At 74.9% G+C, this 18,881-nt stretch carries 14 protein-coding genes and 1 pseudogene; 10 read left to right on the top strand and 5 right to left on the bottom strand.

The window, feature by feature from the left end:
• The first annotated feature begins 117 nt into the window (after positions 1–117).
• The 5 genes from pgl to IEZ07_RS13205 all read left to right on the top strand — a co-directional run bounded on the left by pgl (position 118) and on the right by IEZ07_RS13205 (position 7,189).
• Positions 118–894 (top strand): 6-phosphogluconolactonase, encoded by a 777-nt coding sequence (gene pgl, locus IEZ07_RS13225; RefSeq protein ID WP_191895030.1) that lies wholly within the window; start codon positions 118–120, stop codon positions 892–894.
• A 70-nt stretch (positions 895–964) separates the two neighbouring features.
• Positions 965–4,132, top strand: a complete 3,168-nt coding sequence (locus IEZ07_RS13220) for an AfsR/SARP family transcriptional regulator (protein WP_191895029.1) — start codon at positions 965–967, stop codon at positions 4,130–4,132.
• A gap of 78 nt (positions 4,133–4,210) precedes the next feature.
• Positions 4,211–5,395: an FAD-dependent monooxygenase gene (locus IEZ07_RS13215; RefSeq protein ID WP_191895028.1), complete on the top strand. Its 1,185-nt coding sequence runs from the start codon at positions 4,211–4,213 to the stop codon at positions 5,393–5,395.
• A gap of 140 nt (positions 5,396–5,535) precedes the next feature.
• Positions 5,536–6,417, top strand: a complete 882-nt coding sequence (locus IEZ07_RS13210) for an alpha/beta fold hydrolase (RefSeq protein ID WP_191895027.1) — start codon at positions 5,536–5,538, stop codon at positions 6,415–6,417.
• 298 nt (positions 6,418–6,715) lie between these two features.
• Positions 6,716–7,189 carry a gamma-glutamylcyclotransferase family protein gene (locus IEZ07_RS13205; protein WP_301549322.1) on the top strand — a complete coding sequence of 158 codons (474 nt, stop codon included), beginning with the start codon at positions 6,716–6,718 and terminating at the stop codon, positions 7,187–7,189.
• Positions 7,190–7,305: 116 nt separating this feature from the next.
• Here the strand turns inward: IEZ07_RS13205 and IEZ07_RS13200 are convergent, their stop codons facing one another.
• Positions 7,306–7,902, bottom strand: coding sequence for a TetR/AcrR family transcriptional regulator (locus IEZ07_RS13200; protein WP_191895026.1), 597 nt, complete (start codon positions 7,900–7,902; stop codon positions 7,306–7,308).
• A gap of 60 nt (positions 7,903–7,962) precedes the next feature.
• Between IEZ07_RS13200 and IEZ07_RS13195 the strand changes: the two genes are divergently transcribed.
• The gene (locus IEZ07_RS13195; protein WP_204054348.1) at positions 7,963–8,370 is read left to right on the top strand and encodes a nuclear transport factor 2 family protein; all 408 of its coding nucleotides are present in this window, start codon (positions 7,963–7,965) and stop codon (positions 8,368–8,370) included.
• 118 nt (positions 8,371–8,488) lie between these two features.
• Here IEZ07_RS13195 and add read toward each other — a convergent pair whose 3' ends face one another.
• Positions 8,489–9,499 (bottom strand): adenosine deaminase, encoded by a 1,011-nt coding sequence (add, locus tag IEZ07_RS13190; protein ID WP_191895025.1) that lies wholly within the window; start codon positions 9,497–9,499, stop codon positions 8,489–8,491.
• Positions 9,500–9,799: 300 nt separating this feature from the next.
• Between add and IEZ07_RS13185 the strand changes: the two genes are divergently transcribed.
• Together IEZ07_RS13185 and IEZ07_RS35640 are read left to right on the top strand one after the other, a co-directional pair.
• Entirely contained in the window at positions 9,800–10,381 is a 582-nt protein-coding gene (locus IEZ07_RS13185) for a TIGR03086 family metal-binding protein (protein ID WP_191895024.1), read from the top strand.
• Between the two features lie 141 nt (positions 10,382–10,522).
• Positions 10,523–10,937: pseudogene (locus tag IEZ07_RS35640) on the top strand (Clp protease N-terminal domain-containing protein); the annotation flags it as partial.
• Positions 10,938–11,276: 339 nt separating this feature from the next.
• Here the strand turns inward: IEZ07_RS35640 and IEZ07_RS13175 are convergent.
• Positions 11,277–12,311: a GNAT family N-acetyltransferase gene (locus IEZ07_RS13175; RefSeq protein WP_191895022.1), complete on the bottom strand. Its 1,035-nt coding sequence runs from the start codon at positions 12,309–12,311 to the stop codon at positions 11,277–11,279.
• Between the two features lie 168 nt (positions 12,312–12,479).
• Here IEZ07_RS13175 and IEZ07_RS13170 point away from each other — a divergent pair, with 168 nt between their 5' ends.
• Positions 12,480–13,880, top strand: coding sequence for an NAD(P)/FAD-dependent oxidoreductase (locus IEZ07_RS13170; protein ID WP_191895021.1), 1,401 nt, complete (start codon positions 12,480–12,482; stop codon positions 13,878–13,880).
• Between the two features lie 63 nt (positions 13,881–13,943).
• Positions 13,944–15,551, top strand: a complete 1,608-nt coding sequence (locus IEZ07_RS13165) for an amidohydrolase (RefSeq protein WP_191895020.1) — start codon at positions 13,944–13,946, stop codon at positions 15,549–15,551.
• Between the two features lie 45 nt (positions 15,552–15,596).
• On the opposite strand, the gene IEZ07_RS13160 is transcribed toward IEZ07_RS13165, so the two are convergent.
• Positions 15,597–17,459, bottom strand: a complete 1,863-nt coding sequence (locus IEZ07_RS13160; protein ID WP_191895019.1) for a histidine kinase N-terminal 7TM domain-containing diguanylate cyclase — start codon at positions 17,457–17,459, stop codon at positions 15,597–15,599.
• 477 nt (positions 17,460–17,936) lie between these two features.
• Entirely contained in the window at positions 17,937–18,794 is an 858-nt protein-coding gene (locus tag IEZ07_RS13155) for a class I SAM-dependent methyltransferase (RefSeq protein ID WP_204054346.1), read from the bottom strand.
• Positions 18,795–18,881 lie beyond the last annotated feature (87 nt).

Here is an 18,881-nt window from a genome sequence, read left to right as displayed (position 1 = left end):
GGCCCCGGACCCTCCGAGTCCTTCGAGTCCTTCGAGGCTCCCGTGGGTCTTCCGGGCCCTCCGGTCCCGCCGAGACCCCGCGGGTCTTCCGATTCCACGAGTCAGAGAGAGCGCGCTGTGAGTGTTCCCAACGTCGTCGTCCACCGCGACGCCGACATGCTGGCCAAGGCCGTCGCCGCCCGGGTGATCACCCGCCTGGTCGACGCGCAGTCGGCCAAGGGCTCGGCCTCCCTGGTCCTGACCGGCGGCACCGTGGGCATCGCCACCCTGGCCGAGATCGCCGCCAGCCCGGCCCGCGACGCCGTCGACTGGCGCAACCTGGACATCTGGTGGGGCGACGAGCGCTTCCTGCCCTCCGGTGACCCCGACCGCAACGAGACCGGTGCCCGCAAGGCGCTGCTGGACCACGTCGACGTCGACCCGGCGCGCGTGCACGTGATGCGCGGCCCCGACTCCGGCATGACCGCCGAGGAGTCGGCGGACGCCTACGCCGAGGAGCTGAGCCGCGCCGCCCGGCACGAGGACCACGGCCCGGCGCCCTCCTTCGACGTGCTGCTGCTGGGCATGGGCCCGGACTCGCACGTGGCGTCGCTGTTCCCCGGGATGCCCGCGCTGTACGACACCCGGCCGGCGGTCGCCGTGCACGGCTCCCCCAAGCCGCCGCCCACCCGGATCTCGCTGACGATGCCGGTCATCCAGGGCGCGCGCGAGGTGTGGGTGGTCGCGGCGGGCGCGGACAAGGCGGGGGCCGTACGGCTGGCGCTGTCGGACGACTCGGGACCGGTGCAGGTCCCGGCGGCCGGGGCCCGGGGGCGGCGGCGCACCCTGTTCCTGCTGGACCGCGCCTCCGCGTCGAAGATCCCCGCCTCCCTGAGCCGGCTCTCCTCTCCCTGAGGGACCCGGGGGCGGACCTGGGGGAGCCGGCGGGCCTCGCTCCACCGGGGAGGTGCGGGATGATCGCGGTATGCGGTTCGCCATTCTCGGCCCCCTCGAGGTGCGCTCTCCCGACGGTGCGGCGGTCTCCGTGGGCGGGCCCCGGTCGCGGGCGCTGCTCGTGATGCTGCTGCTCGACGCGGGCCGGGCGGTCGGGCTGGACGAGCTGATCGACGGCCAGTACGGCGAGGCCCCTCCGGCCGACGCGGTGGGCGCGGTGCAGGCCCAGGTCTCCCGGCTGCGCCGCGCCCTGCCCGCCGGGCTGCTGGAGTTCCACGGCAGCGGCGGCTACCGGCTCGCGGTCGATCCCGGCGACGTCGACGCCCACCGGTTCCAGGACCTCGCCCGCGCGGGGCGGCGAGCGCTGACGGCCGGCCGGCCCGAGGCCGTGACCGGCCCGCTGCGGGAGGCGCTCCGCCTGTGGCGCGGACCGGCCCTGGCCGACCTGCCCTCCGGGCGGGCGCGGGCGGCCCTGCTGGAGGAGCTCCGGCTGGCGGCGACCGAGGACCTCGTCGAAGCGGAGCTCGCCCTCCCCGGGGGCACGTCCGTGGCGGAGCTGCGCCGGCTGGTGGCCGGGCACCCGCTGCGGGAGCGGTTCGCCGGGCAGCTGGTGCGGGCCCTGCACGCGGAGGGACGGCGGGGCGAGGCGCTGGCGGCGTTCGCCGAGACCCGGCGGGTGCTCGCCGAGGAGCTCGGCGCCGACCCCTCCCCCGAGTTGGCCGCGGCGCATCTGGCCGTGCTGCGCGCCGAGGAACCCGCACCGGCGGCGCGGCGGGGACCTCCCGCCCCGCTCACCGGTCTCGTGGGCCGGGAGCGGGAACTGGAGCGGATCGCCGCGCTCCGCGGCTCCCGGCTGGTCACGATCACCGGTCCCGGTGGCATCGGCAAGACCCGGCTGGCCGTCGAGGCGGCCGGGCGCGAGCGGCGCCGGGTGTGCTTCGCCGACCTGTCCTCGCTCGACGGCGGCGACCAGGTGCCGCAGGCGGTGCTCGGCGCCCTCGGCCTCCGGGAGGTCGGCCTGCGGCCGCTCGACGCGTCCGACCCCGCCGAGCGCCTGGTCACGGCGCTCACCGGGCAGGAGCTCCTGCTCGTCCTGGACAACTGCGAGCACGTGGTCGCCTCCGCCGCCGGGCTGGTCCGCAGACTGCTGGACGCCTGCCCCGGGGTGAGCGTCCTGGCCACCGGCCGCGAGCCTCTCGGCCTCACCGGTGAGGTGCTGGTGCCGCTGGCGCCGCTGGCCGTACCGCCGCCCGGGTCCTCGCCGGCCGTCGCGGCGGCCCATCCCGCGGTGCGGCTCTTCGCCGACCGGGCGGCGGCCGTGCGGCCCGGCTTCGAGATCGGCCCGGACACCGTGGAGGCGGTCGTGCGGATCTGCGCTGCGCTGGACGGGTTGCCCCTGGCCCTGGAGCTGGCGGCGGCGCGGCTGCGGTCGTTCACCGCCGAGCAGGTCGCCGCCCGCCTGGCCGAGCACGGGAGGTTCCGGTTGCTGTCGCGGGGCGACCGTACGGCGGCGGCCCGGCACCGCACGCTGCGCGCGGCGGTGGAGTGGAGCTGGGGCCTGCTCACCCCGGAGGAGCAGGTCGTGGCCAGGCGGTTCGCCGTGTTCGCGGGAGGCGTGTCCCTGGAGGCGGTCGAGGCGGTGTGCGGGGTGGCCGACGCCGCCGGGACGCTGGCCGACCTGGTGGACAGGTCGCTGGTCGAGCGGGACGGCGACCGCTACCGAATGCTGAGCACGATCCGGTTGTTCTGCGCCGAGCGGCTGGACGAGGCCGGGGAACCGGAGCGGCTGCACGCCGCCCACGCCCGGTTCTTCCTCGGTCTGGCGCAGCGCGCCGACCCGCACCTGCGCGGGGCCGGGCAGCTGCGGTGGCTGGCCCGGCTCTCCGCGGACCACGCCGACCTGGCGGCCGCGCTCCGCTGGGCCGTGCGCGGCGAACCGGAGACGGCGCTGCGGCTGATCTCCGCGCTGGCGGCGTACTCCTGGCTGAGCGGACGGCGCGGCCACGTGGTGGAGGCGGCGACCGGGCTCCTCGCCGGGATCGACGGCCCCCCGGCCGGACTGGAGGAGGAGTACGTCATGTGCGTGGCGCACGCCCTGCCCCGGGTGCAGCCGGAGCACCGGGAGCGAGCCGCCGCCGTCATGAGGGCGCGGGACCGGCCGCTGCGCAATCCGTTCACCGCCGCCCTGTGGGGCATGACCGCCGGGCCGACCGGGCCGATGGGGCCCGAGGCCGACCGGGTGCTCGGCGCCGATCCGTGGGGGCTCGCCCTGGGACGGCTGGGCCGGGCCCTGCTGGCGCTGCTGGGCGGTGATCCGGACCGGGGCGAGCGGGAACTGGAGGAGACGGCGGCGGTCTTCCGCTCCCTGGGAGAACGCTGGGGGACGGCCCAGTGCCTGGACTCGCTCGCCCTGTGCGCGGGCCGGCGCGGCGAGTGGGCCCGCGCCGGCGACCTGTGGCGGGAGTCCCTGGAGCTGCTGGAGCAGCTCGGCGCCGGCGAGGAGAGCGCCGACGTGCTGAGGCACCGGGCCGAGGCCCTGGTCCGTTCGGGCGATCCGGCCGGTGCCGTCGGCGACTACCGGCGGGCCGCGGAGCTCGCCCGCGCGGCGGGCCGACCGGACGTGCCCGCCGCGATCCTGCTGGGACTGGGGGAGATCGCACGGTTCGAGGGTGACCTGGCGGAGGCCCGCCGCCTGCTCGAAGCGGCGCTGCGGAGCGCGGAGACCGGGCTGTTCGGCGCCGAGGGGACGCGGGCGCGGGTGCTCACCGCGCTGGGGCGGCTGGCCTCGGCCGAAGGCAAGCCCGCCGAGGCCCGGCTCCGCCACCGGTGGGCGGTGACCTGCGCACTGGACTCGTCGCTGCCGGTGGACCTCGCCGACGCCGCCGAAGGGCTGGCCGGGGCCGCGCTGCTGGAGGATACGGGCGGGCGGGCGGCGCTGCTGGAGGACGCGGGCGGGCGGGCGGCGCTGCTGCTGGGCGTGGCGGTGGCGTTGCGCGGGACGGTCCTCGCCGGTGACCGCGACGCCGCCAGGACCGCCGAGGCCGCGCGCCGCCTCACCGGCGCGGAGGCGTTCGCGGCGGAATTCTCCCGCGGGGCCGCACTGAGCCACGAGGCGGCGCTGAGCGTGCTGAAGGAGGAAGCGCTGACCGCGGCGGAGGAGGCTCTGCCGTACCAGAAGGCCGGCGGCCCGGCCGGCTGACAGCGCCCGGCGGTGCGGGCCGGCGGGTGTCAGCGGGCCGTCGACGGGTTGTCGATGGTCCCGGCGATGCTTCGGGGCATGAAGAACAGCAACGTCCTCATCTCCGGCGCGAGCATCGCCGGCCCCGCGCTCGCCCACTGGCTGAGCCGTCACGGCTGCGCCGTCACCGTCGTCGAGAAGGCGCCCGCGCTCCGGGCGGGCGGCCAGGCCGTCGACTTCAAGGGGTCGGCCCACCTGACCGTGCTGGAGCGCATGGGCATCCTGGCGGAGGTGCGGCGGCGCGAGACCGGCGGCACCGACCAGACCGTCGTCGACGCGGACGGCCGTACGCTGGCGGTCATCCCGGGCGAGTTCACCGGCGGCGACCTCGAGATCCTCCGCGGCGACCTCGCCGCCCTGCTGTACGAGCGGACCGCGGCGGACTGCGAGTACGTCTTCGGTGACTCCATCACGTCGCTGACCGAGGCGGCCGGCGGCGTGCACGTGACCTTCGAGCGGGGCGCGCCGCGCACCTTCGACCTCGTCGTCGGCGCGGACGGCATCCACTCCAACGTGCGGCGGCTGGCCTTCGGCCCCGAATCGGACTACGTGCGCTTCCTCGGTCACTATTACGCGCTGGCCGACCTCGGCGCCGGCCTCGATCCCGGCACCGGTTCCGGCGGCGCGATGTACAACGAGCCGGGCCGGATGGCCGCTCTCGGCGGCTCCAAGTCTCCCGCGTTCTTCGTCTTCGCCTCCGGGCCGCTCGACTACGACCGCTACGACACCGAGGCGCAGAAGCGGATCCTGGCCGAGGTCTACCGGGGCGCGGGCTGGCGGGTCCCGGAACTGCTCGCCGCGCTGCCGGGCGCCCGCGACCTCTACCTCGACTCGATCAGCAAGGTCGAGATCGACCGCTACGCCGAGGGGCGGGTGGTGCTGCTCGGCGACGCCGCCTACGGCAACACCCTGGGCGGCTTCGGCACCGGACTGGCCGTCGTGGGGGCGTACGTGCTGGCCGGCGAGCTGATCGCGGCGGGCGGCGACCACCGCACGGCGTTCCGGCGGTACGAGGAGGTGCTCCACCGCTACGCCAAGGTGGCCCGGAGCGCCAGCGCCGGGTCCTTCCTCGCGCCGGCGACGCGCCGGGGGATCGGCATGCGCAACCGCATGTTCCGGCACCGCTTCCTGCTGCGCATGATGCTGAAGGCGACCGACTGGTTCGCCACGGACGTCGAGCTGCCCGACTACACCGCGGCGCCCGGATCCTCCGTCACGGCCTGAACCCGGCCGGAGCCCGCACGTCCGGGGCGTAGGCGGTCTCGGCGCTGTAGCCGCCGCTGGATCGGCGGCGGGGCGCGGGCCCGACCTCGGGACGGAAATTCGGATGCACAATATCTCGTGATTTAGGCATCATTTCGGTCATGGATGTGAGAATCACGGAGCCGGAGCGGCTGGGACGGAGCAGGCTTCCCGGCGGCCGGTCACTGGGCTGGGCCGAGTGGGGGCCGACGGGCGGGGCACCGGTGCTGCTCTGCCCGGGAGCGGCCACGAGCCGGTGGCTGGGGTTCGGCGCGGACGTGCTGGACGACCTCGGGGTCCGCCTCGTCTCGGTGGACCGCCCCGGCCTCGGCGCCTCCGATCCCGCCCCCGGCCGGACGCTGCAGGACTGGGCGGACGACGTGCGCCACCTCTCCGTGGACCGCAGGCTGGACGGTCTGGCGGTCGTCGGCTACTCGCAGGGCGCGCCCTTCGCCCTGGCGTGCGCGGCGGCGGGGCTCGCCACGTCCGCGGCGATCGTCTCCGGCACCGACGAGCTGGCCGCGCCCGGGTTCGCCGACGCGCTGATCCCCCAGGTCCGGGGCATGGTGGACGCCGTGGCGAGTGATCCCGCCGCCGCGGAGGCGTCCTTCGCCGGTTTCGGCGACCCCGAGACGATGTGGCAGATCGCCATCGCGGGCGCTTCCACCGTCGACCGCGAGGTCTACCTGCAGCCGCCGTTCGAGCGGGCCTACCGCCGGGCCATGGCCGAGGCGTTCTCCCAGGGACCCGCCGGGTACGCCCGCGACACCGTCCTGGCCTCGGGCCGCTGGCCGTTCGACCCCGCGGACGTCGCCGTCCCGGTCGACCTCTGGTACGGCCCGCACGACACCAGCCCGGTCCACTCCCCCGACCTCGGCGCCACCCTGGCCCGCCGCATCCCCACCGCCCGCCGCCACGTCGTCCCCGAGGCGGGCGGCTCGCTGCTGTGGACCCACTCGGCGGAGATCCTCCGCTCACTGCTCCGAGGCGCCGCCGGCGCTTGAGCGAGCCCGGTCACGGTCGCGGCCCTCCCGCCGGGCCCGTCACCGCCCGCACGGACCGGTCGCGACCGTCTCCGGTCCGTCCTCGATCACCTCGGGCCCGTCACCGCCCGCACGGACCGGTCGCGACCGTCTCCGGTCCGTCCTCGATCACCTCGGGCCCGTCACCGCCCGCACGGACCGGTCGCCGTGGTGCGGGAGGCCGCCCTGCCGGGCCGGCGGCTTCTCCTGATCCCGGCGTCCGCCGATCCGCGGAGCGGGACCTATGATGCCGGTCGGCGGCGGACGCGGGGAGGCGCGGGTGGGCGTGGACGACACGGGAGCCGTACGGCGGACGGCCCCGGACGGCGCGGGACCGGCGGAGGAGGGGGCGCTGTTCGTCTACGGGACGCTGATGTTCCCCGAGGTGCTGCGGGCGCTGCTCGGCCGGGTTCCGGAAAGTGCCCCGGCCGTCGTCGCCGGGTGGCGGGCCGCCCGCCTGCCCGGTCACGTCTACCCGGTGCTCGTGCCCGCCGAGACGGGTACGGCGCGCGGGCTGCTGCTCACCGGCCTGACCGCCGGCGAGTGGCGCGTCCTGGACGAGTACGAGGGCCCGCTGTACGACCTGCGGCCGGTCGTGCTGACGGACGGACGCCGGGGCCGGGCCTACATCAGCGCCGACCCGTCGGCGGCGTCCGCCGAGGACTGGGACGCCGGCCGCTTCGCGGCCGAGCACCTGAGCGCCTACCTGGGCGAGTGCGCCGGCTGGGCGACCGAGGACGGACGGACCGGGTAGCGCCGGGTGCTGCCGGGCCGGGTACGGCGCTCGGGCCTGGGCGGCACTCAGACATGGATGGCCCCCCGGACACGGGCGACCTCCAGGCACCGGTGGCGCTCAGGCACGGGTGGCACTCACGCGCGGGCGGGCTCCGGCGGCGGGTCGCCGGTGAGGGCGGCGATCACGGCGCCGGCCAGGTGCTCCTCGACTTCGTCGGCGCTCCTGCCCCGGTCGGTCGTCAGCTGCTCCCAGACGGGGACCGAGGTCATCGCCCACGCCAGGTCGGCGGCGACGTCCGGAACCAGGCCGGGCCTCAGCCGCCCGGTGGTTCCCAGCCGGCGCGCGGCGAGGAGGAACCCCTCGTGGAGCTCGCCCATCCGGTCGTTCCAGGCCGCGGCGGCGTCGGGGTCGTCACGGCGGGAGGCCAGCAGCACCGAGGCCACCGGATGGATCACCGCCGCGTAGCGCAGCCAGACGCGCAGGAAGGCGCGGAACGCCTCGACGGGCTCCTCTCCGGTCAGCGCCTTCTCGCAGTGCGCGCGGATCCCGTCGCGCTCGTCCATGTCCCGCACGACGGCCACGAGCAGGCTCGCCCGGGAAGCGAAGTGGAGGTAGACCGCCTGCCGGGAGATCCCGGCCGCGCGGGCCACGTCGGCCATCGAGGCCCGGGGGCCCTGCTCGGTGATGAGCCGCCGGGCGGTCTCCAGGATGCGCGATCGCGTGCTTGACATGTGTCAAGCATAGCTCTAGCTTGACACGCGTCAAGCAGAAGAGCCCCGAGGAGGCACCCGATGGACACCACCCGCCCGGCGGTCGCCGCCGCGCTCACCGCGATGGGCGCGGTCGGCGCCGGCGACCGGGACGCCTGGCTCGCCTGCTACGCGCCCGAGGCCGTGCTCCACGACCCGGTCGGCGGCTCTCCCCTGGACCCCGACGGCACCGGACTGCGGGGGACGGCCGCCCTCGAACGCTTCTGGGAGCTCACCGTCGCCGCCAACGAGGTGCGCTTCGAGATCGCCGCGGTGCACCCGGCGGGCGACGAGGCGGCGGTCGTCGCCTCGGTCTCCGTCCGCTTCCCCACCGGCGGCTCCGCCGCCTACGACGGCGTCTTCGTCTACCGGACCGGAGGCGACGGGCGGATCGTCTCGCTGCGCGCCTACTGGGACCTGCAGGCCGTCCTGTCCGCGCTCGGCGCTTGAGGGGCTCGGCGACCCCGCGGAGCCGGCCGGGTCCGCAGCGCCCCGGCAGGCCCCGGGTCCGCCGGCGAGGCCGGAGACCGGTCCGGACGCGCGGCGGAGACCGTCCCGCCGGGCGCCCTCAGAGCAGGGCGTCGATCTCGGCGGTCAGGGAGCGCTTGGCCGCGGGGTCGAGGCAGGAGGCGGTGACGGCGTTGCGGGCCAGGGCCGCCAGGGCCGGGCGGTCGAGGCCGAAGACGTCGGCGGCGACGCGGTACTCGTTCGTCAGTGTGGTGGCGAACATCGGCGGGTCGTCGCTGCCCAGCGTGACGGACAGGCCCTCGGCCAGCAGACGCGGGAGCGGGTGGTCCTCGATCCGGGCGACCTGGCCGGTGCGGACGTTGGAGGTGGGGCAGACGTCCAGCCAGATCCGCTCATCGCGCAGCCGGTCGACGAGGCGGGGGTCGTCCAGGCAGGAGATGCCATGCCCGATCCGCTCGGCGCCGAGGTGGTCGACGACCTCCCAGATCGTCTCGGGGCCGGTCATCTCCCCCGCGTGCGGCACGCTGCGCAGACCGGCGGCCGTGGCCGCGCGGAAGGCGTCCCGGAAGGCGTCGCGGTGGTGGATCCTCTCCTGCTCGATCCCGGCCAGGCCGAAAGCTACCAATGCCTGGGGAGGTTCCTGCAGAGCGTGGTCCAGGGTGACCCGGGCGGCCTCGGCGCCGTACTCGCCGGGGATGTCGAAGATGTAGCCGACCCGGACGCCGTGCTCGTCCAGGGACCGCCGGGCGGCGAGGTCCAGCGCCTCGGTGACCTCCCCGGGCGGCATCCCGACGACGTGGTGGGCGTACGGCGTTACGGTCACCTCCACGTAGCGCCCGTTCTGCGCGGCCAGGTCCCGCGCCAGGCCCGTGACCAGGGTGGCCACGTCCTCGGGCTCGCGGACCAGGGCGTTGACCGCGCCGTAGGCGACGGCGAACTCGGCGAAGTCCCGGAACCGGTAGAACGCCCGCAGCTCCTCCTCGGTGGTCGGCACCCCGCCGCCGGGGTGGCGGCGGGACAGTTCGAGGACCGTGGACACCGAGGCCGAGCCGACGAGGTGGACGTGGAGCTCGGCCTTGGGCAGCGCGTCGATGAAGTCGTGGATCGTCATGCGGCCGACCTTAGGCAGCCGGGACGACGCCGGGTAGAGATCGGACCTCAATCTCACATGAGAATGTCAAATTTCATTGCTCGTCAGTGGCGGCCGTCTGCTGCACACAGGTCGCCGGGACGGCGTCGAGCGCTCGTCACTGGAGGGCCTGCGCCGGGACCTCCAGCGACGGCGTCGGACCAGCCCTCGGTTCGGAGCGTCACCCCTACCGGCCCACTCGGTCCGTCCTCCGTTCACCCATCCGAAGAGTGGAATAAAGCATTCCATTCCGATATGCTGGAGGAGACGAAAGGACATGAGATGAACTCCGGTTGGATTCTGCTCGACGCCTCGCACGACGCCCTCCGCACGGTCGTGGCCGGCCTTCCCGCCGACGCCATGGAGCTGCCCACCCCCTGCACCGACTGGAACGTCACCCAGGTGATCCAGCACGCCGCGGGCGACCAGGTCGCCTACGCCGCCTTCCTTACCGGAGAGCCCGGCCCGGAGGAGAACCCCTTCGCGCCGTCCGGCTCACTGAGCGGCGAGCCGCTGGCCCACGTGGAGGCCGCCATGGAGCGCTCGGCCAAGGCGTGGGCGGCGGTCGACAGGGACGCCGCCGAGGTGCCCGTGCCGATGCCGCCGAACAAGATGGCGCCCTGGCTGGGCGCGGGCGCGTGCGCGCTCGACGCGGCCGTGCACGCCTGGGACATCGCGGTCGCCACCGGTCGGCCGTCCCCGCTCACCCCGCAGCTGGCGCTGGAGCTGCTGGTGGTGGCACGGGAGACCGCCGAGCCGGTGCGCGGTTTCGCCTACGCCGCCGCGCTGGCCCCCGAGCCCGGCGACGACGAGGTCGCCGCCCTGCTGCGCCACCTGGGCCGCGACCCGCACTGGACCCCCTGAGGACGGCCGGCGCGGCTTCGTGGGCCCTGGGCCGGTGCGCGGAGTCCGCCGGAGATCTGTGGAGATATGTCCTCCCGCTGACCGGAGGGCCTGGCGCATAGTGGGGTCAAGAGCAACTCGACGCCCCATCGGAGGCCCTTCGTGTTCGAGCGCTTCACCGACCGTGCCCGCCGCGTCGTGGTCCTGGCCCAGGAGGAGGCCCGGCGGCTCAGCCACGACCACATCGGCACCGAGCACGTCCTGCTCGGCCTGCTCGGGGAGGAGGACGGCGTCGCGGCCCGCGCGCTGCAGTCCTTCGGCATCGGCCTGGAGCAGGTCCGCAGCGACATCGAGAAGATCATCGGCCAGGGTTCGGCCCCGCCGCCCGGGCACGTCCCGTTCACTCCTCGCGCCAAGAAGGTGCTGGAGCTGTCGCTGCGGGAGGCGCTCGACCTGCGCCACGCCTACATCGGCACCGAGCACATCCTGCTGGGCCTGATCCGCGAGGGCGAGGGGCTCGCGGCGCAGGTGCTGACCAAGCGGGGGGCGCGGCTGGAGGCCGTGCGCGCCCATGTGGTCGCGGTGCTCGACGGCCGGGGCGGGGACCGGGGCCGGCTGGTCACCGCAGAGGAGATGCTCACCGGGCTGGGGCCGTCACTGGGCGGGAAGCTGGACCGGATCCAGGAGAGCCTGGACCGGATCGAACGCCGGCTGGACGCCCTGGGCGCCCCGCAGGCACCCGATGTCCCGGGCGCCCCGCAGGCGCCGGACGGCCCGGCGGCGGCACGGCCCGCGGCGGAGCCGACGCAGGCCGGAGCGGAGGAGCCGGAGGCCGGGGCCGCCGGGCGGGAGGGGTGATCCCCCCGGTTCGAAAGGCCCTGAGCTCCCTTCGAACCAGGGGGACCGGGTGATGGGTTCAGCTCGGGGACGCCGTCGCCATCACGCCTAGGGCCAGCCTGGCCTCCACCACGCCGGGGTCGTCGGTGTAGCCGAGCGTCGCGCCGAGCGAGACCAGGAGCCTGCGCATCCGCACGTTGTCGGAGAGCAGCGTCGCCTTCACCTCGGCGAAGCCCAGGTCGCGGGCCTCCGCGACGAGCATCCGGGCCAGGGCGGCGCCCAGTCCCCTGCCCTGCCAGCGGTCCTCGACCAGGAAGGCCAGCTCGGCGATCCCCGGGTCGGGGGTGAACACCAGGCTGGCCAGCGCGACCACCTGCCCGTCGCGCCCGGCGACGATCGAGTGGCCGCGCTCCCGGTCGCAGAGCCGGTCGAAGACGCGCTCGGGCAGCGTGGGCATCGCGGTGAAGTAGCGGAAGCGGCGGCTCTCCGGCGAGCAGCGGTCGTGCAGGTCGCGCACGGCCTCGCGGTAGACGCGGGTGAGCGGCCGCACCTCGGTCTCGGTGCCGTCGGCCAGCTTGACGGACCGCTCGGCCGGGTCGATCTCCTCGGCCGGGGGCTGGGCCAGCCGGACGAACGAGGCGGCGCGGGCGGCCTCGGTCAGCGTGAACGGCAGGTCGCCGCGGCGCACCCGGATCGCCCGGCGGTCGGCCACGGGCAGGGTGAGGAGGGTCGGATCGGGCAGGTCACTCATATCGGAACCGTAGACCCAGCGGGCGTCGTCCGCGCGCAGCAGCTCCTTGAGCAGCTCCGGCAGGCGCCAGGGCGTGGTCCGCAGCCGGGAGGCGAGCAGCAGGGCCCGGGTGGGCTCGTCGGTCAGCTCGTGGGCGCCGGCGGGCACGACCTGGACCCGCCGCCCGCCGGCCGCCTCCAGCGCCTCCCGCACCGCCTCGGGAGCCGCCGGGATCTCGGCGACGAACTCGTCCACCGTGCCGTCGGCATCGGGGTGGACGCTCAGGCCGAGGATGTTGCCGCCCTTCTCCGCGAGCGCGGCGGCCAGCGACGCCAGCCGTCCCGGCCGCTCGTCCACCGTCGTACGAATCCGCAAGAACCCCATCGGAACGCTCCCTCCGTCTGGCACAGAGCCTGACGGAGTCCCGTTACAGCGCTGCTACGCGCGGGTGAGGTGCCCGTTACATCGACAAAGATCACTCATGACGCGGTTGCGCAACGGTTTCCGTCGGAACGCACGGCTCGACTGACGGATATAGCAGGATATTGGGCCATGAGTACGCGTGTCCCTCTTTCGGATGACTTCGTCAACGGTGACGTCTCTTTCTGGTTCCGCTCCCTCGGCGCCCCGGAGGCGGGAAAGCCCCTCGACGGCGACCGCGACGCCGACGTGGTGATCGTCGGCGCCGGCTACACCGGGCTGTGGACCGCGTACTACCTGAAGAAGGCCGACCCGGCCCTGCGCGTCGTCGTGCTGGAGAAGGAGTTCGCCGGGTACGGCGCGTCCGGGCGCAACGGCGGCTGGCTGGTCGGCGAGCTGGCCGGGACCCCCGAGCGCTACGCGCGCACGCACGGGGACGACGCGGCCCGGCGCTTCCAGCGGGTGATGTTCGAGACGGTCGACGAGGTCGTCGCCGTGGCCCGGGACGAGCGGATCGACGCCGACGTCGTCAAGGGCGGCGTCACCACCGTCGCCACCAACGCCGCCCAGGAGCGGCGCCTGCACGAGCTGGTCGCCCACGCGCGCCACTGGGGCTGGACCGAGGACGACCTGCGGCTGCTGGAGCCGGAGGAGCGGGAGCGCCGCCTGCGGGTCGGCGGGGCGGTCGGCGCGGTCTGGAGCCCGCACTGCGCCAGGGTCCAGCCGGCCAGGCTGGTCCGCGGCCTGGCGGAGACCGTCCGGGGGCTCGGGGTGGAGGTCTTCGAACGCACCCCGGTGAGCGGGATCGCGCCGCGCACGGCGCGCACGCCGTACGGGACGGTCCGCGCCGACTACGTCATCCGGGCCACCGAGGGGTTCACCGCGGAGATGCGGCAGTACCACCGGGCCTGGCTGCCGATGAACAGCTCGATGATCGTCACCGAGCCGCTGGGCGAGCTGTGGGACGAGATCGGCTGGGAGGGCTGCGAGCTCCTCGGCGACCTGGCCCACTACTACATGTACGCGCAGCGGACCGCCGACGGGCGGATCGCGTTCGGCGGTCGCGGCAAGCCGTACCTGTACGGCTCGCGGGTGGACGACCGGGGGCGCACGCACGCCTGGACGGTCGAGGCCCTGTGGGAGCTGCTGACGCAGATGTTCCCCGCGGTGCGGGCCTCGCGCGTGGCCCACGCCTGGTCGGGGGTGCTGGGGGTGCCGCGCGACTGGTGCGCGACCGTGCACGTGGACCACGCCACCGGGATCGGCTGGGCGGGCGGTTACACCGGCCACGGGGTGTCCGCGGCCAACCTCGCCGGCCGTACCCTGCGGGATCTGGTCCTGCGCGAGGAGACCGAACTGGTCTCCCTGCCCTGGGTGGACCGCAGGGTGCGAAGCTGGGAGATCGAACCGCTGCGCTGGATCGGGGTGCACGCCATGTACGACCTGTACCGCCGGGCCGACGCCCGGGAGCGGGCCGGGCTCGGCCGCACCTCCGTGCTGGCCCGGCTGGCCGACTCCATCACCGGCCGCTGACACGACGGCCCCAGACACGACGACCGCAGACACGACGACCGCAGATCCAGAGAGGATCAACGCATGACGGACCTGCTCTTCCGGGGCGGGCGCGCCTTCCTGGCCGCCGGCTCCTTCGCCGAGGCCGTGCTGGTCCGCGACGGGCGGATCGCCGCCGTCGGCGCCGAGGCCGAGCTGGCGCGGCTGGCCGCCCCCCGCTGCGAGACCGTCGACCTGGGCGGCGGCCTGCTGGTCCCGGGGATCACCGACGCCCACATGCACCCGGTCCAGGCCGGGCTGGAGCGGGCCAGGTGCGACCTGTCGGCGGTCTACGGACTGCCGGAGTACCTGGAGAAGGTCGCCGGCTACGCCGCCGCCCATCCCGACCGGGAGTGGATCGACGGCGGCGGCTGGGACATGTCGGCCTTCCCCGGCGGCCTGCCGCACCGCTCGCAGCTCGACTTCCTCGACCGGCCCGTCTACCTGATCCAGCGCGACCACCACGCCGCCTGGGTGAACGGCCGGGCCCTGGAGATCGCCGGGATCACCCGCGACACCCCCGACCCGGCCGACGGCCGGATCGAGCGCGACGCCGACGGCGCGCCGAGCGGCGTGCTGCACGAGGGCGCGATGGACCTGGTGGGCCTGCTCGCCCCGCGGCCGACCGAGCAGGACCTGCTGGAGGCGCTGCTGGACGCCCAGTCCCACCTGTTCTCCCTGGGGATCACCGGCTGGCAGGACGCCATCGTCGGCTCCTACGCCGGTTCGGACGACCAGCTGCCCACCTACGTCTCCGCCGCTTCCTCCGGGAGGCTCAAGGCCCGCGTGACCGGCGCGCTCTGGTGGGACCGGGCGCGCGGTGCCGAGCAGATCGGGGAGCTGCTGGAGCGCCGCAAGGCCGCCGAGGGCCTGGAGACGTTCCGGGCCGGCTCGGTGAAGATCATGCAGGACGGCATCACCGAGAACTTCACCGCCGCGGTGATCGAGCCCTACTGCCGCTGCGGCGGGACGGGCCTGTCCTACGTCGACCCCGAGGCGCTGAAGGGGTACGTCGCCGAGCTGGACCGGCACGGCTTCCAGGTGCACTTCCACGCGATCGGCGAGCGGGCCGTGCGCGAGGCGCTGGACGCGCTGGAGGGCACCGACCCGGTCAACCGCCACCACATCGCGCACCTGCAGATCGTCACCCCGGCCGACGTGCCGCGCTTCGCCCGGCTCGGCGTCACGGCCAACCTGCAGCCGCTGTGGGCCACCCACCACGCGCAGATGGACGAGCTGACCATCCCGTTCCTGGGCGAGGAGCGCTCGTCCTGGCAGTACCCCTTCGCCGACCTGCTGCGCGCGGGCACCCGCTTCTGCGCGGGCAGCGACTGGCCGGTCTCCAACGCCGACCCGCTCCAGGGCATGCACGTGGCGGTCAACCGCACCGAGCCGGGCGGCTCGGTGCACGCGGACTACCCGACGGCGCAGACGCCGTTCCTGCCGGGGCAGGCGATCGACCTGGCCACCGTGCTGACCGCCTACACGGCCGGGTCGGCGTGGATCAACCACGACGACGACGCGGGCGCGATCGCGGCCGGCAACCGCGCCGACCTCGTGGTGCTGGACCGCGACCCGTTCGCCGGGCCGCAGGAGGACATCTGGCGCACGAGGGCCGCCATGACCTTCGTGGGCGGCGAGCAGGTCCACTGACCCGACCGCCCCGGGCCTCCCGTGCGGAGGCCCGGGGCGGCAGGCTCAGGCCGCGGCCGTGCCGGAACCCGGCTTCCGCTCCTCCCGCCGGACCGGAGCCCGCAGCACCCGGTTGCGGCCCTGCCGCTTGGCCGCGTACAGGGCCTCGTCGGCCGCGTGCAGCAGTTCCTGCGGCTCCTGCCGCCCGGTGAACGCCGCCACCCCGGCGCTGAAGGTCACCGCGGGCCTGTGCCCGCCGGTCGGCGGGCGCCCGGCCGCCACCTGCTCCCGGATCCCTTCCATGCGCTCCACCGCCTGCTCACCGGTGGCGCCCGCCAGCAGCACCACGAACTCCTCACCGCCGTAGCGGGCCACCACGTCGTCGACGCCGATGCGCGAGCCCACCAGGTCGGCGAACCAGGTCAGCACCTGGTCGCCGACGCCGTGGCCGCACCGGTCGTTGATCTGCTTGAAGTGGTCGATGTCCAGCAGGGCCACGCTCAGCGGGGTGCCGCCGGCCGCGGCCAGGCGCATCCGGTGGGACAGGGTCTCCATCAGGTGGCGCCGGTTGTACAGCCCGGTGAGGGGGTCGCGTACGGCCTGCTCGGCCAGATCGGCCCGCAGCGCCTCGATGGTGGTGACCTGCTCGCGCAACCGGTCGTTGGCCTCGTACAGGGCCCGGCGCTGCGCCTCGATGGTGGTGACCTGCTCGCGCAGCCGGTCGTTGGCCTCGTACAGGGCCCGGCGCTGCGCCTCGATGGTGGTGACCTGCTCGCGCAGCCGGTCGTTGGCCTCGTACAGGGCCCGGCGCTGGGTGTTGAGGGCGGTCACGTCACGGCCCACGAGCACCCAGCCCACCGGTTCGTCCCGGCCGCCGCGCAGGGCGCTGACGCGGACGTCCAAGTCCACCGTACGACCCTGCGCGTCGGTCATCGTGTAGTTCGCCTCCGTCCGGCCGGCCGGGAAGAGGGCGGCTGCGGTCTGCCCTCTGCGGGGCGTCCCCGTCGCCGCGGGCGGGCGGTCCGCTCCCGCCGTCCCCCGCCGGTCGGCCGTACCGGAGGCGTCCCGTGCCCGGTCGACGAGCGGCACGTCGTGGAGGAGGTCGAGGACCGGCAGCCCGGCCAGCTGAGCGGGCAGGTCCGGGGCGAGACGGCGGACCAGCCGCTCGGCCGCCGGGTTGAGGTCCAGGGCGCGGCCGGAGGAGTCCAGCGTCATGACCACGTCACTGATCATCTCGTAGACGTAGGTGCGCTCCACCGTCACCAGCTCGTGCAGCGAGCGGCGAGCCAGGGCCCAGTAGACCAGGACGGTGGTGAGGCAGAACCCGACCGGGGTCACGTCCATCGGATCCGTGAGCCCCAGCAGGCTGATGATGTTGGCGACCGCCGGGGGGACCGTGCTGAGCAGGGTGACGCCGTACAGCGGGCGCTGGGCACGCGGCCCCCGCCGCCACGCCCGCGCCAGGCGCGCCGCCGCGGCGTTGCACAGGACGTAGCTGTAGGCGGTGTGCGCCCAGAACAGCGGCCCCAGCCAGAGCTCGTCGTACGGCCGGGCCGGATCCGGGACCACCAGGAACAGCCGGTGCCAGGGGTCGCTGAGGACGGCGGCCAGGACGAGGGCGGGCTCGATCGCCAGCCACAGGGCCAGGCGGCGGGGCAACCGCCAGGTGCGGTCCACCGCGGCCAGCGACAGGCAGTAGAAGCCCGCCGTGACGACGCACACCGCGAGGAAGCCGACGGCCGCCCGCAGCACGGGAGCAGCGGAGCCGCCGGTCACGTACCCGAAGCAGCTCATCACCGACCAGACCGCGATGCCCGCCGCCACGACCGCCAGCGTGCCGACCGCGGGGGTCACGTGCCGCCGCCGCCACCCGACCACCGCGATCGCACAGGCCACCACCGCCGACAGCGCGAAGAGCAACGTCAGCAACGACTCCCCCTCACCCTCACCGCTTTCCCGTGCGCCGCGTCCGGCCGCGGCCCCGCGGAGGCGACCGCGCGGGCTCCCGCCTGCGGTCTCCGCACCTCGCGACGGAGTTCCTCACCCAGGTTCGGCACGCGAGCCGGGATGCTGACCTTTTAGGCGGAGATCATCGGCAGGCGCCGGCGATCTCCGCGGCCGTCGAAACGAGTTCCCCGATCGCGTCGCCGACTCGCTCGTCACGAACGTGCGGCCGGTGGCGGTGCGCGACTGCTGGGACTCCTCGCCCGTCAGGAGCTTCGTCGCGCGGCGTGTGCTCGACGTCGTCTTCGCCGAACGGCAGGGGCGGGAACGGCCGGAGTGCTCACCGTGGCGACGGCGGTGGGAGCGATCCTGGCGCGTCGCGCCGGCCCGGACGATCCGACGGTGCTGAACCTCAACCATTCGCCCCCTGGCAGGCCGCGCCGATCAGGGGACGCCGGGGGCTCAGCGGGCGGGTACGGTCGCCCGGACCAGCCGGCACAGGTCGGCCGGACGCAGGGCGTCGGAGCGGCGCCAGAGCGCGGGGTCGACGCTGTCGGCCTGCCGTACGTGCCCGGCCGTCGCGAGACCGTGCCGGTCCAGTGCGGCCGACAGGTCGCCGGGGGCGAAGAAGGACAGCCAGGGCTCGCCGCGCTCGGCGGCGGCGGGGAGGGCGAAGTCCGCGTAGGCGCCGCCCCGCTCGTCGCGCAGGGCCGGGGGCAGGGCGTACTCCATGACCAGCTCCGTGCCGGGGGCGAAGCGGCCGACGGCGGCCAGGGTGGCCTCGATCGCGTCCCGGGTGAGGTACATGGACACCCCCAGCCAGCTCACCAGAGCCGGCCTGGACGGATCGAAGCCCGCGGAGACCAGACCGGTCACCGGATCACCGGTCTCGAAGTCCACCGGCACGAACGTTCCCTCCGCGCGGTCGATCCCCGCGGCCGAGAACAGCCCCCGCTTCCACTGCTGCGTGGCGGGGTGGTCCACCTCGAAGACCGCCACCCGGCCCGCCGGTCCGGAGCGCTGGGCGAAGGTGTCGAGGCCGGCGCCGAGCACCACGTACTGCTCCAGGCCGCCGCGGGCCAGCTCGGCCAGGCGGCGTTCGGTGTAGTGGCTGCGCGCCGTCACCTGGGCGCGGGTGCCCGCCAGGATGAGGTGGTCGCCGTACGCCCGGTGGTAGCCGATGATCTCCTCGGCGAGCGGGCCGAGCAGGGACGCGGCCTCGGTGTCGCGGAAGATGAAGGGCTCCTGGTCCACCACGAGGTGGGCCGCGCGGGCCGCCGCCGCCATCATCGCGGTCTGGCTCGGCTGTGCTTCGTACATGAACCGTCGTTCCTCTCTCGGTGCTGGGAACGACGATGCTAGACAAAAAGAACATATAAATTCAAAATCTTACCATATATGAATAAA

Source organism: Planomonospora parontospora (assembly GCA_014647935.1).
Classification (GTDB): domain Bacteria; phylum Actinomycetota; class Actinomycetes; order Streptosporangiales; family Streptosporangiaceae; genus Planomonospora; species Planomonospora parontospora.
Note: the sequence above shows the minus strand (reverse complement) of the source record. Positions and strands in the feature narration are given on the sequence as shown.

Coding starts and splice junctions, on each gene's coding strand:
- IEZ07_RS13220 (WP_191895029.1), top strand. CDS start 965: ATGCGGTTCGCCATTCTCGGCCCCCTCGAGGTGCGCTCTCCCGACGGT.
- IEZ07_RS13215 (WP_191895028.1), top strand. CDS start 4,211: ATGAAGAACAGCAACGTCCTCATCTCCGGCGCGAGCATCGCCGGCCCC.
- IEZ07_RS13210 (WP_191895027.1), top strand. CDS start 5,536: ATGGATGTGAGAATCACGGAGCCGGAGCGGCTGGGACGGAGCAGGCTT.
- IEZ07_RS13200 (WP_191895026.1), bottom strand. CDS start 7,902: ATGTCAAGCACGCGATCGCGCATCCTGGAGACCGCCCGGCGGCTCATC.
- IEZ07_RS13195 (WP_204054348.1), top strand. CDS start 7,963: ATGGACACCACCCGCCCGGCGGTCGCCGCCGCGCTCACCGCGATGGGC.
- add (WP_191895025.1), bottom strand. CDS start 9,499: ATGACGATCCACGACTTCATCGACGCGCTGCCCAAGGCCGAGCTCCAC.
- IEZ07_RS13185 (WP_191895024.1), top strand. CDS start 9,800: ATGAACTCCGGTTGGATTCTGCTCGACGCCTCGCACGACGCCCTCCGC.
- IEZ07_RS13175 (WP_191895022.1), bottom strand. CDS start 12,311: ATGGGGTTCTTGCGGATTCGTACGACGGTGGACGAGCGGCCGGGACGG.
- IEZ07_RS13170 (WP_191895021.1), top strand. CDS start 12,480: ATGAGTACGCGTGTCCCTCTTTCGGATGACTTCGTCAACGGTGACGTC.
- IEZ07_RS13165 (WP_191895020.1), top strand. CDS start 13,944: ATGACGGACCTGCTCTTCCGGGGCGGGCGCGCCTTCCTGGCCGCCGGC.
- IEZ07_RS13155 (WP_204054346.1), bottom strand. CDS start 18,794: ATGTACGAAGCACAGCCGAGCCAGACCGCGATGATGGCGGCGGCGGCC.